We start from the raw sequence: 13,041 nt of genomic DNA, 5'->3' as shown, positions 1-13,041 counted from the left end.
CGTTGATTGCGGTAGGTGCGGGCAAGAGTGCGATGGCCGTTCGGAAGGAGTGCCTCGTGATGCGAGGTTGGGGCGTGACAAGCGTTCGAGCCAAGGCTCGGACAACCTTCTATCCGTGCCGGGTATGCGCATCCGGCACCACATGCAACATGCACGCATCGCGCTTGGGCTTACCCCTGTTACCGGCGCGCCCCATCTAGTAGGACGGTCCCTGTGCGGTGACCCTGGCCTGTTTCGGGCGCGTCGACCTGTGATCATGAAGATGCCTTCGTCTGGGCCAGGGTGGCTTCTACGCGACGCCCTTGAGCGTGGCGCCCGCTGGGATCTCGCCATGCTCGAGGTAGCGCCACAACGCTACCGCCAGGCGGCTTCTACGCGACGCCCTTGAGCGTGGCGCCCGCTGGGATCTCGCCATGCTCGAGGTAGCGCCACAACGCTACCGCCAGGCGGCGCGCCAGCGCCACGATGCCGATGCGTCGCATACGCTTGGCGCCTGCACCGAAGCGACGCATGAACCACTGGCTCAAGGCACTGTCGGGCTGATAGCGCAACCAGCTCCACGCCAGCTCCACCAGCAAGGTGCGCGCTCGTTTGTTGCCGGCCTTGTTGATGCCTTGCTCGATCTGGCTGTTGCCGCTGGCATAGGGCGTGGGTGCAAGCCCCAGACAGCCTGCCAATTCGCGCCGATTCGCAAAGCGTCGCCAGCCGAACAACTCCTTGACCAGCAACCAGGCGCTAGCGACTCCGATCGAGCGCAGCTTGGCCAGTTGCGACACCTGTGGCTGCACGCGGTCTTCCACTTCCTTGCGCTGCGTCGCCTCGAGCGTGCGCATCTGCTGTTTGACCAGCATCAGCCGCACACACTCGCGCTCGATCTCGCCGCGCAGCGCCGGCGGTACCTGCGCGCAGTGGCTGTCCCACCACGCCTGCCAGTTTCGCCCACCGATGCAATGCACTCGCAGGTTGTGCAAAACCAGCAACGAGCCGATGCGGTTGGTGTGGGCGGTGTGTTCGTGCGACAGTCGCTGCAGCTCGCGGTGCAACCGGCGCGCGTCTTCCTGCCGTGGCGTGGGTTCGCGCAGCACCGACCATACGCGCACCTCGCCCGCGCGATAGCGCTGCAGCATCGCCAACAGCTTGTCGCCGTCGAGTCGATCGGTCTTGGCACGTCTGGCGTGCCGGTTGACCTCGATGCTGGCCGAGTCGACCACGATGTTGTGGATGCCTTGCTCGACCAGCCAGCGGTGCAGCCACCAGCCATCCCGACCTGCTTCGTAGCACGCGTGAACCGCCGCCTCGGCTGGTATCCCAAAGCGCACTCGGGCCTTGCCAATACGTTCGAGCACGGCCGTGCAATCGCCAGCGGCCACAGTGCACCGGCTGGGGCCACGGATGCCGTCGCCGAAGGTCAGGTTCCAACGCTTGTCACTCAGCTCCAAACTCATGTACAGATCGTGCGCATTCGTCCTATCCTTGCCTTGAAGGACTGTCTCGGGTGCAGACATGGCCGTGCTCCTTTGGTTTGCTGCCTGGGAGTTCCCGTTCTAGCTCAATGGGACTCGCCTGGGGCAGCCCTTCATAGCATCTAGCCTACACCGCCGCCGGACGAAGCCGCCAGTGCCTCACGGTGGTGGCGATGACCCGCGCCGCATGGGTCTGGAGGCTGACTTCGCGCGCGGTCGGAACAGCCGAAGCGATGGAAAAGGGCCACGAAGATCGGCCGACCCGCGGCCGAGGTGCAAATGGAAGCACTCGCGCTGCGGCCTGGGGGGAAGGGTGGGTGGTCATGTCGTCGCCTCGAGATTGTTCTTGGAGACGACGAATTCTACTCGGATCACTGTATTTAAATGCGGCGTATCCGCTTAGCTCCACTGACTGAAATAACTGGATGTCCATCCAGCAATACTAGTCCTTTTGGCGCCCGGCCGCACCTGCCTGGACCACGTCCTCGTAGGTCACCGGAGCGGTGACCACGGACTGCTGCAGGAGCCGGTAGAACAGCATGCCGCGCGAGCTCGATGTGCGGCGGTTGAAGCGGAAGACGAACTCATCCAGATAGGCGTCCAGGTGCTCGGGCTGCACCGAGCCGTGGTGGGTGCCCAGAATCCAGCGCTTGACCAGCGCCGCCACCCGGTGCACGCCGGCCATGGACACATGGGCGGGCGCGTCCGAGCCCAGCATGACCGTGCGCTGGTGCTCGTAGCCCAACTCCTTCAGCGAGCGATAGGCCGCGGAGCCGTCTGTGCACACCTGGGTGCCCGGCTCGACGGAGTCCTGCACGAACGGGATGACATGGGCGGCGGAATCCCTGGGGATGCGGCGCAGGCGAATCCGGCCGAACCCCTTGGGCTCCAGCAACTCGACGGCCACCGCGACCAGAATCTTCGAGGTATTGCTCTTGCGCCCCTGCGGTGAGGCGGGCGCTTCGCGGTCCGTCAGCGCCAGATAGGTTTCATCCACCTCCACCACGCCGTGCAGGCGGTCACGACCCGGGCGCACCATCGCGCGGCGAAACCGGTGCAGCATGGCCCAGGCGGTTTCGTAGCTGCCCAGGCCGAGCACGCGCTGCAGGCCCAGGGCGCTGACGCCTTGCTTCTGGTTGGTCAGGTACCAGGCCGCAGCCAGCCACACGCGCAGCGGCGTTCGCGTCTTCTCGAAGATGGTGCCGGCGGTCACGCTGCCCTGGTATTTGCAGTCCCGGCACATCAGACGGGTGCGGCTGGCACGGTACGGCTCGGCCGTGCTGCCGCAGCGCGGGCAGACGAATCCAGCGCCCCAGCGCAGCCGCTCCAGGTAGGCCAGACATGCCTCCTCGGAGCCAAACCAGTCGAGAAACTCGTTCCAGTTTCGGGGGTAGTCCTTCCCGGCTTCCGGTACTACGATATGGACATCCATCCAGTCATTGTGCGCCGAGTGGAGCTAACTGGATACCCCTTATTTAAATACAGTGTTTTCGAGCTTTGAAATGAGGTTGACGAGCCTTACCCCCGGCACTGGCTACGCAGTTAGGGCTGCTTGGTTCCCCACCTGACCCGGTTGGCCGCTTCACCATGCGGGGAGGCCCGTCAACCTACGATTGTAGGCGACGATTCACCACGCCTTCTTGCCAAGACGAGCGGTCTTGAATTCCGACTGCAAGAAGGCCTGGATCGCGGCCGGGGCGCATCGGCGGCCGACCTAAAATGCGCCGATGGCCTACCTCGTGCTCGCTCGAAAACACCGTCCAAGAACCTTCAGCGAGATGGTGGGGCAGGAGCATGTCGTGCAGGCGCTCGAAAACGCGCTGACCTCGCAGCGCCTGCATCACGCCTATCTCTTCACCGGGACGCGCGGTGTCGGCAAGACCACGGTGTCGCGCATCCTGGCCAAGTCGCTCAACTGCCAGGGCCCGGACGGGCAGGGCGGCATCACCGCCACGCCGTGCGGCCTGTGTCAGGCGTGCCGGGACATCGATGCGGGCCGCTTCGTCGATTACACCGAGCTCGATGCGGCTTCCAACCGCGGCGTGGACGAGGTGCAGGCGCTGCTCGAACAGGCGGTCTACAAGCCGGTGCAGGGCCGCTTCAAGGTCTTCATGATCGACGAAGTGCACATGCTCACCGGCCATGCCTTCAATGCGATGCTGAAGACGCTGGAGGAGCCGCCCGAATACCTCAAGTTCGTGCTGGCCACCACCGATCCGCAGAAGGTGCCGGTCACGGTGCTGTCGCGCTGCCTGCAGTTCAACCTGCGGCCGATGGCGCCCGAGACCGTGCTCGAACATCTCACGCGCGTGCTGGAAACCGAATCGGTCCCGGCCGAGCCGCAGGCGCTGCGCCTCATCGCACGCGCCGCGCGCGGGTCGATGCGCGATGCGCTGTCGCTCACCGATCAGGCGATCGCTTTCGGCAACGGCGAGCTCCAGGAAACCGGCGTGCGCCACATGCTGGGCAGCGTCGACCGCGGCCATGTGTTCCGGCTGATCGAGGCGCTGGCACAGGGCGACGGCAAGACCGTCGTCGAGACTGCCGAGGGCCTGCGGCGCGATGGCTTGTCGGCCGCATCGACGCTCGAAGAAATGACGGCGGTGCTGCAGGGCATGGCCGTGATGCAGGCCGTGCCTTCGCGCGCGGCGGCGGACACGGGTGGCGATCCCGATGCGGCAGAAACCGCTCGCCTCGCCGCGCTGATGCCTGCCGACGAGACGCAACTGCTCTACAGCCTGTGCCTGCACGGGCGCACCGAGCTGGGGCTGGCGCCGGACGAGTACGCGGCGCTGACGATGGTGCTGCTGCGCCTTCTGGCATTCAAGCCGAGCGGCGCGGCCGCCCTGGAAAAAAAAACTCTGAATGAAGCGCCGCGGCGCGAAGTGCCGGTGGCGCGCGCCGCGCCGGCAGAGCTTGTCCCTTCGCCCGTCGCGGCACCGCCGCGCGTGGAGCCGGTGGCGACCGCTGCGCCTGCGGCCGTTGGCGCGAGGCCGGGCCATCGCCTGCCGGTCGTCGATGCACCGGCGCTGAACGCTGGCGCGACGTCGCGGCCGATGGCCAGCGACGAACCCGAACCGGCCCTGACCCGGGTCATGGCCGTGCCGGTGCGGGTGCAGCCGCCCGCGGGTGCGCGCGAGGGCGAATCGGCAGCCACGGCCGCATCGCGCCCGATTCCGCCCAGCGAGGAGGGGGATTTCTGGTACGCCACGGTTACGCAGATGGTGGCGGCCGAATCCATCACGGCGCTGGCACGTGAGCTGGCGCTGCAATCGCAACTGGTGGCGCGCGACGTCGACCAGTGGCTGCTGCGGGTCGAGCGAGAATCGCTCAATCAGTCCGGCAGCCGCGACAAGGTCCAGGCGGCGCTTGCGGCGCTCGGGCATGACGTGAGAATCGCGATCGAGATCGGCAGCGTCGTCGACAGCCCGGCCCGTCGCAACAAGCAGGCTGCCGAAGAGCGCCAGCGCATTGCCGAGGAGGCGATACGCAACGATCCGGAGGTGCAGTCGATGATGCGCGACTGGGACGCGAGGATCGTCCCGGGCACGCTCCGGCCCGCCTAGTGTTTTCTTCAATTTCTTTTTTCAACGATCGACAGGACCAACGATGTTCAACAAAGGACAACTGGCCGGCCTCATGAAGCAGGCGCAGGCGATGCAGGACAACCTCAAGAAGGCGCAGGAAGAGCTCGCCACGATCGAGGTCGAGGGCGAATCGGGTGCCGGCCTCGTGAAGGTGGTGATGACGTGCAAGCACGACGTCAAGCGCATCACGATCGACCCGAGCCTGCTCGCCGACGACAAGGACATGCTCGAGGACCTCGTGGCGGCCGCCTTCAACGCCGCGGTGCGCAAGGCCGAGGAGACCAGCGAGCAGAAGATGGGCAAGATCGCCGCCGGCATGCCGGGCCTGCCGCCCGGCATGAAGCTGCCGTTCTGATCGCCCGGGCCTCGATGGCGGATTCCAGTTCGCTCGATGCGCTGGTCGACGCGCTGCGCCGCCTTCCCGGCGTGGGTGCGAAGTCGGCTTCGCGCATGGCCTTCCATCTGCTTCAGCATGACCGCGAGGGCGCGCAGATGCTCTCGCGCGCGCTGCAGCAGGCGGCGAGCAGCGTGCGGCATTGCGAGCGGTGCAACACCTTCACGGAAGCATCGATCTGCAACGTTTGCAGCGACCCGCGACGCGATGCGAGCAAGCTGTGCGTCGTCGAGACGCCCGCCGATCAGGCCGCGCTCGAGCGTACCGGCGCCTTCAAGGGTTACTACTTCGTGCTGATGGGCAAGCTCAGCCCGCTCGACGGCATCGGGCCCAAGGACATCGGGCTCGCCAAGCTGTTCGAGCGCGCGCTCGACGGCGCGGTGACCGAGGTGATCCTCGCGACCAACTTCACCGCCGAAGGCGAGGCGACCGCGCATGTCATCGGCGAGGCCCTCAAGCAGCGCGGCCTCACGGTGACGCGCCTCGCGCGCGGCGTGCCGGCCGGCAGCGAGCTCGAATACGTCGACCTGGGCACCATCGCGCACGCACTGGTCGACCGCCGCTGAGCGAAAAGTCATCGCCTTTTCGCCGGCCGCTAGAGGCCTTCATGTTTACGTGAAAACCCGCACGGGATGTTCCCGATGCAGGCGCTCAGTCGCGCCCCTAAGCTCGTTTCGAACCTCGAATACAGAGCCCCAGGCGTCGTCATTCATGCTGCTCAATCGCCGTACCTTCACCATCGCTGCGGCCCTGGGAGCGGCCGCAGTCGGGGTGCCCCTGGTCCATGGTCAGCCGAAGCTCGAGAAGTCGAAGATTTCGATCGCGGTCGGCGGCAAGGCGGCGTTCTACTATCTGCCACTCACCATCTCCGAGCAGCTCGGCTACTTCCAGGCCGAAGGGCTCGAAGTCGAGATCTCGGACTTCGCCGGCGGCTCGCGCGCATTGCAGGCGGTGGTGGGGGGTTCCGCCGATGTCTGCTCGGGTGCCTTCGAGCACACCATCAACCTCCAGGCCAAGAACCAGTACTTCCAGTGCTTCGTGCTGCAAGGGCGTGCACCGCAGATCGCCATCGGCGTGTCGACGAAGAACATGCCCTCGTACGGCGGCGTCGCCGATCTCAAGGGCAAGAAGATCGGTGTCTCCGCACCCGGCTCGTCGACCAACATGGTGGCCAACCTCGTGCTCTCGCGCGCTGGCCTCAAGGCCAGCGACGTGAGCTACATCGGCGTCGGCGTCGCGGCCGGCGCGCTGACTGCGCTGCGGTCGGGCCAGATCGACGCCATCAGCAACACCGATCCGGTGATGACGATGCTGGAGCAGAAGGGCGACGTGAAGATCATCAGCGACACGCGCACGCTCAAGGGCACGCAGGAGGTGTTCGGCGGGCTGATGCCGGCGGCGTGCCTCTATGCATCGTCCGAGTTCGTGCAGAAGCATCCCAACACCTGCCAGGCGCTGGCCAATGCGATCGTGCACGGCCTCAAGTGGCTGCAGACTGCGGGCCCGGGCGACATCATCAAGACGGTGCCCGAGACCTATCTGCTCGGCGATCGCGCGCTCTATCTCGCTTCGTTCGACAAGGTCCGCGAGGCCATCGCCACCGACGGGATCGTCCCGGCCGAGGGGCCGAAGACCGCATTGAACGCCATCGCGAGCTTCGACCCGACGGTCAAGGCCGACAAGATCGATCTGTCGAAGCTCTATACCAACGAGTTTGCGCGGCGCGCGAAGGACCGGTTCAAAGCCTGACCCGCGCGTCCAGCAACCCGGCCTCGGCCGGGTTTTTTCTTGGATTGCATGGTGGACTACGCACTCGAACTCCTGGACATCAGTTGCATCTTCCGCGCCAAGGACGACCGGACGCAGCGCTACACGGCCGTGCGAGGCGCCACCCTGCGCGTGCGCGCGGGCGAGTTCGTCTCGGTGGTCGGGCCCACGGGCTGCGGCAAGTCGACGCTGCTCAACGTGGGGGCCGGATTGCTCGAACCCTCGTCGGGCGAGGTGAAGGTCTTCGGGCAGCCGCTCGAAGGCATCAATGCACGCGCCGGGTACATGTTCCAGAGCGAAGCGCTGATGCCCTGGCGCAGCGCGATGGACAACGTGATGCTCGGCCTGCAGTACCGGGGCATTGCCGATGCGAAGGCGCGCGGCCTGGCGGGCGAATGGCTCGCGCGCGTGGGTCTCGCGGGCTTCGGCGACCGCTATCCGCACCAGCTTTCCGGCGGCATGCGCAAGCGTGCGGCGCTCGCCCAGGTGCTGGCGCTGGACCCCGACATCATCCTCATGGACGAGCCTTTCAGCGCGCTCGACATCCAGACGCGGCAGTTGATGGAGAACGAGGTGCTCGCGCTCTGGGCGAGCAGGAAGAAGGCGGTGCTGTTCATCACGCACGACCTCGACGAAGCGATCGCGATGAGCGACCGCGTGGTCGTGCTCTCCGCCGGTCCGGCCACGCGCCCGATCGGCGAGTTCGACATCGACCTGCCGCGCCCGCGCGACGTGGCCGAAGTGCGCACGCAGCCGCGATTCGTCGAGCTGCATTCGCAGATCTGGGCCGTGCTTCGCGACGAAGTGCTCAAGGGCTACGCGCAGCAACTCAAGAAGGCCGCCTGACATGAAGCTTCGCCCCCATGAAGGCAACGCGCGCTTCTGGCAGGTCGTGCTGCTGTTGCTCGTGCTGGTGGCGTGGCACCTTTCGTCGCGCAACGAGCAGTTCGCATTCTTCGTCGGCGAACCGGTCCAGGTCGCGGGACGGATCTGGAGCTGGTTCATGCCGGTCGCGATTCCGCCGAATCCGCTCTTTCCCGAGGGGCTGCCCGGCAATGCGGATGTCTACCTGCACCTCGGCGTGACGCTCGTCGAGACCGTGCTGGCCTTCATCATCGGCACGGTGCTGGGGCTGGCCTTCGGCCTCTGGCTGGCGCTGGCGCCGACCGCGAGCCTGGTCTTCGATCCCTACATCAAGGCGGCCAATTCGATGCCGCGCGTGATCCTGGCGCCGATCTTCGCGCTGTGGTTCGGGCTCGGCATCTGGAGCAAGGTGGCGCTGGCGGTCACGCTGGTGTTCTTCATCGTGTTCTTCAACGTCTACCAGGGCGTGCGCGAGGTGAGCCCGGTGGTGCTCGCCAATGCGCGCATGCTCGGCGCGAACCAGCGCCAGCTGCTGCGCACGGTGTACCTGCCGAGCGCGACGAGCTGGGTGTTCTCGAGCCTGCACACCTCGGTCGGGCTGGCCTTCGTGGGCGCGGTGGTCGGCGAATACCTGGGTTCGGCGCGCGGGGTGGGCTACCTCATCCTGCAGGCCGAAGGCACCTTCGACGTGAACACGGTGTTCGCCGGCATCGTGGTGCTGACCGGCTTCGCTCTCGTGCTCGACGGCATCGTCGGCGTGCTGGAGCAGCGGCTGATGAAGTGGCAGCCGCGCGCCGGCGAAACTGAAAAACTCTGATCGCAGGGCAGCGCGCTCAGCGCTTCTTCTTGGAGGGCGTTCCGCCGCGCGGCTCGCGCACCACCTGTTTCTCGACCGGCTTCTTCGAGATTTTGGATGGTGTGCCCTTCGGCTCCCTCGACGTCACGCTGTCGGCCTTGAGCGTCTTGAGCGTCTTGCCGCCGGTCAGGTGCGCGAGCCCGGCGCCGACGCGCGTGGCGGGGGCCGCCTTCACCGGCAGGTACACCACCACGTCGTAGCCCTTCGGGAAGGCGTGGTTGGTCTTCACGTCGTTCCATTCGGCCACGCTTGCCGGATTCAGGCGAAAGCGTTGGGCGATGCTGGCGACGCTGTCGCGCTTGCCCGCCTTGATCACGGTGCGGCGCGTGACGATCTCGGGCTGGAAGCTCAGGTGTCCGGTGTCGGCCACCACTGCGTCCACGTCTTCCTGCACGCGCGCGGTGCGCGGCACGATCAGCGTCGAGCCGGCCTTGATCAGCATCCGCGGCGGCACGTTGTTGATCGCGCGCAGGTCGGCTTCGCTCATGCCCGAGCGCTGGGCCGCGTCCGCGACGGTCATGGTGCTGGGGACGGTCCATGCGGTCCAGCTCGCGTACTGGCCTTGCGAATAGGCCTCGAAATTGCGCTGGAAGACCGCCGCGTTGTCCCACGGCAGCAGGATCTCCGGTGTGCCCGCGGCCAGCAGCACCGGCTTGTGGGCCGACGGATTGAGCGCGCGGAAGTCGTCGATCTTGACGTCCGCCAGCTTCACCGCGAGGTCGACGTCGAGGTCGCGCTTGAGCTCGACGGTCTGGAAGTACGGGTGGTTGGCGATGAGCGGCAGGTCGGTGTTGAAACGCTCCGGATTGGCGACGATGTTCTTCACCGCCTGCAGCTTCGGCACGTACATGCGTGTCTCGGCGGGCATCGCCAGGTCGGTGTAGCCGGTGGGGAGGCCGGCCCGCTGGTTCTTCGCGATCGCGCGGCTCACGTTGCCTTCGCCCCAGTTGTAGGCAGCGAGCGCGAGATGCCAGTCGCCGAACATGCCGTAGAGCTTCTGCAGGTAGTCGAGCGCCGCCCGCGTGGAGGCGACCACGTCGCGGCGGTCGTCGCGGAAGATGTTCTGCTTGAGGTCGTAGTCGGTTCCGGTGGCCGGCATGAACTGCCACATGCCCGCCGCACGGGCGCTCGACACGGCTTGCGGATTGAAGGCGCTCTCGACGAACGGCAGCAGCGCGATTTCGGTCGGCATGTCGCGGCGCTCGAGCTCCTCGACGATGTGGAAGATGTAGCGGCTGGAGCGCCCGGTCATGCGCTGCAGGTAGTCGGGCCGGCTTGCGTACCATTGCTCGCGGTCATGCACGAGGTCGTTGTCGAGCTCCGGCATCTTGAAGCCGCGGCGGATGCGGTCCCACATGTCGGTGGGCGGCGCGAGCGTCACGACGGCGCGTGATTTCGTCTGGCCGGAGGTGATCGGCTTGAGCGCCCCGTCCGGATAGACCGGCGCGGCGCCGGATCCCGAGGACAAGGGACCCGTACCGGTGGCGCAGCCCGCGAGAAAGAGGGAGCCCGCGAGGCAGGCGGCAACGATGAATCTCATCGAAAGTCGTTCTTCCATTGGCGCAGCGCAGCGAACACCTCGGTCTCGGCGGCCTGGGCCTTGAGGCCGGCATGGGCCTGGACTGCCAGGCGGACGGTGGATTCGCGGCTGCGAAGAAAAGGGTTGATACGGCGCTCGGTCGCGAGCTGCGATGGCAGCGTCGGCTGGCCGCGCGCACGCAAGGCTTCGCATTGCGCCGTGTACTGAGCGAGATCGGCGTTTCCGGGTTCCACGGCGCGCGCGAATCTCAGGTTAGCAAGTGTGTATTCGTGGGTGCAGCACACGCGCGTGGCGCCCGGCAGAGCGGCAAGCGCGTCGAGCGATGCGAGCATCTGTGCGGGCGTGCCCTCGAAAAGTCGCCCGCATCCACCGGAAAACAAAGTGTCACCACAAAAGACCAGCGGAGCGATGTCGCCCGCCGATGCGCTCTGCGCATCGGCCGGAAGGAAGTAGGCAATATGTCCCGCGGTGTGGCCCGGAACCTCGATGACCTCGAAACGCAGACCCAGCACGTCGGCATGATCGCCATGGACGAGCGGTGTGAAGGGCTCGGGGATCCGCTCGCGGGCAGGGCCGAACACCGGTGCGCCGGTGGCTTCGCGCAACGCGGCCACGCCGCCGGTGTGATCGGCGTGATGGTGCGTGACTAGAATCGCGGCCAACTGCAGATTGTCGCGCTGGAGTGCTTCGAACACCGGCCCGGCATCCCCTGGGTCGACCACGATCGCGTTGCGTCCGTCCTGCAGCATCCAGATGTAGTTGTCGGCAAAAGCGGGCAGCGGAACGAGGGTCATGAGCGGTCAAATTATAGGTTTGCACGATTGGTTCGAGACCCCTCCAGGGCGCTACCTGCTGGACTGGGAGCAGGCCCAGTTCGACCAGGCCGTGGCGGACGTCTTCGGCTATCACGCGCTCCAGCTCGGGCTGCCCGAGGTGCACGGCCTGCGTGCCAACCGCATGCCGCATCGCTGGCTGGCGCTGTCGGAGTCGGCGATGGCGCCGCGCAGTTCGCTCGTCACCGACTTCTCGGCGCTGCCGTTTCCGGCCAACAGCCTCGACCTCGTCGTGCTGCCGCACACCCTGGAGCTGAGTCCGGACCCGCACGCGACGCTGCGCGAGGTCGAGCGGGTGCTGGTGCCCGAAGGGCGGGTCGTCATCTGCGGGCTCAACCCGGCGAGCCTGTGGGGCATGCGGCAACGGCGGGCACGGATCTACCAGCGGCTGGGTTTCGGCGAACTCTTCCTGCCGGACGCGGGCGAGTTCATCGGCTACCGGCGCATGCGCGACTGGTTGCGCTTGCTGAGCTTCGAGGTCGAATCGGGCCGCTTCGGCGTCTATCGGCCGGCCGTGCGCAGCGAGGCGTGGCTCGAGCGCTGCCACTGGTTCGATGCCGCCGGCGAGCGCTGGTGGCCGATCTTCGGCGCGGTCTATTTTCTGGCGGCCGTGAAGCGCGTCCGCGGCATGCGGCTCTTGAGCGCCGACTGGCGCCGGGCGGCCGCCCGGGCCAGCGCCCCGGTGCCGATCGCGGGCGCCGGGCGGGTGCACCGGGACCACCGCGACCACGCACGCCGTTCATCTCATCGAAAGAAACAAGGAAAAGGTTCTTGAACGAAGTACAGATCTACACCGATGGCGCCTGCAAGGGCAATCCCGGCCCCGGCGGCTGGGGCGCCTGGCTGAAATCGGGGGCGAGCGAGAAGGAGTTGTTCGGCGGCGAACTCAACACCACCAACAACCGCATGGAACTGCAGGCCGTCATCGAGGGGCTCGCGGCGCTGAAGCGGCCCTGCAAGGTCACGCTCTACCTCGACAGCCAGTACGTGCGCATGGGCATCACCGAGTGGATCCGCGGCTGGAAGGCCAAGGGCTGGCGCACCTCGACCAAGCAGCCGGTCAAGAACGTGGAGCTCTGGCAGCAACTGGACAAGCTGGTGTCTGAGGGCGGCCACCAGATCGAATGGCGCTGGGTCAAGGGCCATTCGGGCGATCCGGGCAACGAGCGCGCGGATGCGCTGGCCAACAAGGGCGTCGAGCGGGCGCTGGGACGGATCTAGCCGCTGAAGGCCAAAGGCTAAAGGCGCTCGGGCGCTTCCGGCACTTCGCCCATCCGGGCCCGGAACAGCTGGTCGTCGGTGATCCGAAGCCGGCGGCTCATCTCGCGCGCGATGTTCATCTGGATCAGCGCGAACTGCTCGACGTCGTGCTCGAACAGCCGGTAGAGGTTGTCCGAGGTGAGCTCGATGGCGCTGCAGTCCTCGTCGGCTCGCACGGTCGCGCTGCGGGGGAAGAGATCGAGCAGGGCCATCTCGCCGAAGCAGTCGCCGGGGCCCAGGCGCCGGATGAGCAGCTCGTGCTCCTGCCAGCTTTTCGAAACCGTGACGTGGCCGCTCTCCAGCACGAACATGCAGGTGGGGGTGTCGTTCTCGTGGAAAAAGAAGTCGCCGCGCCGCACATGGCTCACCGGCGCTTCACCGAGCAGGAATTCGATGGTCTCCGCTCCGATGGCGCCGAAGATGGGCATCTGCTGGATCAACTCGATTCTCGATGCCATGCACCGCTCCTTGCCGGCC

General features: G+C 66.5%; 13 protein-coding genes and 1 other RNA gene. 8 read left to right on the top strand and 6 right to left on the bottom strand.

The features are described from left to right. Positions 1-371: 371 nt before the first annotated feature. The 3 genes from VAR608DRAFT_RS29485 to ffs form a co-directional block, all read right to left on the bottom strand. Positions 372-1,505, bottom strand: coding sequence for an IS110 family transposase (locus VAR608DRAFT_RS29485; RefSeq protein WP_088957303.1), 1,134 nt, complete (start codon positions 1,503-1,505; stop codon positions 372-374). A 400-nt stretch (positions 1,506-1,905) separates the two neighbouring features. Beyond that, the gene (locus VAR608DRAFT_RS29480; RefSeq protein ID WP_088956592.1) at positions 1,906-2,895 is read right to left on the bottom strand and encodes an IS1595 family transposase; all 990 of its coding nucleotides are present in this window, start codon (positions 2,893-2,895) and stop codon (positions 1,906-1,908) included. Between the two features lie 75 nt (positions 2,896-2,970). After that, an RNA gene (gene ffs / locus VAR608DRAFT_RS29475) (signal recognition particle sRNA small type) lies at positions 2,971-3,067 on the bottom strand. Positions 3,068-3,190: 123 nt separating this feature from the next. Here ffs and dnaX point away from each other — a divergent pair. From dnaX to VAR608DRAFT_RS29445, 6 genes are all read left to right on the top strand, one after another. Further along, positions 3,191-5,029, top strand: coding sequence for a DNA polymerase III subunit gamma/tau (dnaX, locus tag VAR608DRAFT_RS29470; protein WP_088957302.1), 1,839 nt, complete (start codon positions 3,191-3,193; stop codon positions 5,027-5,029). A gap of 43 nt (positions 5,030-5,072) precedes the next feature. Further along, a complete protein-coding gene (locus VAR608DRAFT_RS29465; RefSeq protein WP_088957301.1) occupies positions 5,073-5,405 on the top strand; it encodes a YbaB/EbfC family nucleoid-associated protein in 333 nt (110 codons plus the stop codon). Between the two features lie 14 nt (positions 5,406-5,419). Then, positions 5,420-6,010, top strand: coding sequence for a recombination mediator RecR (gene recR / locus VAR608DRAFT_RS29460; protein WP_088957300.1), 591 nt, complete (start codon positions 5,420-5,422; stop codon positions 6,008-6,010). Positions 6,011-6,155: 145 nt separating this feature from the next. Then, positions 6,156-7,193, top strand: a complete 1,038-nt coding sequence (locus VAR608DRAFT_RS29455; protein ID WP_172843918.1) for an ABC transporter substrate-binding protein — start codon at positions 6,156-6,158, stop codon at positions 7,191-7,193. Positions 7,194-7,241: 48 nt separating this feature from the next. Further along, positions 7,242-8,057 carry an ABC transporter ATP-binding protein gene (locus VAR608DRAFT_RS29450; protein ID WP_088957299.1) on the top strand — a complete coding sequence of 272 codons (816 nt, stop codon included), beginning with the start codon at positions 7,242-7,244 and terminating at the stop codon, positions 8,055-8,057. A 1-nt stretch (position 8,058) separates the two neighbouring features. Beyond that, positions 8,059-8,892: an ABC transporter permease gene (locus VAR608DRAFT_RS29445; RefSeq protein WP_088957298.1), complete on the top strand. Its 834-nt coding sequence runs from the start codon at positions 8,059-8,061 to the stop codon at positions 8,890-8,892. A 16-nt stretch (positions 8,893-8,908) separates the two neighbouring features. On the opposite strand, the gene VAR608DRAFT_RS29440 is transcribed toward VAR608DRAFT_RS29445, so the two are convergent. Further along, on the bottom strand, positions 8,909-10,471 hold the full coding sequence (locus VAR608DRAFT_RS29440; RefSeq protein ID WP_088957297.1) for a transglycosylase SLT domain-containing protein: 1,563 nt from the start codon (positions 10,469-10,471) through the stop codon (positions 8,909-8,911). Continuing rightward, positions 10,468-11,265: a hydroxyacylglutathione hydrolase gene (gene gloB / locus VAR608DRAFT_RS29435; RefSeq protein WP_088957296.1), complete on the bottom strand. Its 798-nt coding sequence runs from the start codon at positions 11,263-11,265 to the stop codon at positions 10,468-10,470. Before gloB ends, VAR608DRAFT_RS29440 begins: the two co-directional genes overlap by 4 nt. Between gloB and VAR608DRAFT_RS29430 the strand changes: the two genes are divergently transcribed. Together VAR608DRAFT_RS29430 and rnhA are read left to right on the top strand one after the other, a co-directional pair. After that, positions 11,264-12,079: a class I SAM-dependent methyltransferase gene (locus VAR608DRAFT_RS29430; RefSeq protein ID WP_231973004.1), complete on the top strand. Its 816-nt coding sequence runs from the start codon at positions 11,264-11,266 to the stop codon at positions 12,077-12,079. The genes gloB and VAR608DRAFT_RS29430 overlap by 2 nt on opposite strands. Beyond that, positions 12,076-12,525 carry a ribonuclease HI gene (gene rnhA / locus VAR608DRAFT_RS29425; RefSeq protein WP_088957294.1) on the top strand — a complete coding sequence of 150 codons (450 nt, stop codon included), beginning with the start codon at positions 12,076-12,078 and terminating at the stop codon, positions 12,523-12,525. Before VAR608DRAFT_RS29430 ends, rnhA begins: the two co-directional genes overlap by 4 nt. A gap of 17 nt (positions 12,526-12,542) precedes the next feature. Here rnhA and VAR608DRAFT_RS29420 read toward each other — a convergent pair whose 3' ends face one another. Then, a complete protein-coding gene (locus VAR608DRAFT_RS29420) occupies positions 12,543-13,022 on the bottom strand; it encodes a Crp/Fnr family transcriptional regulator (RefSeq protein WP_088957293.1) in 480 nt (159 codons plus the stop codon). Between the last annotated feature and the right edge of the window lie 19 nt (positions 13,023-13,041).

Source organism: Variovorax sp. HW608, from assembly GCF_900090195.1.
In the GTDB taxonomy this organism is placed as follows: domain Bacteria; phylum Pseudomonadota; class Gammaproteobacteria; order Burkholderiales; family Burkholderiaceae_C; genus Variovorax.
This window is presented reverse-complemented; position numbering and strand designations above follow the sequence as displayed.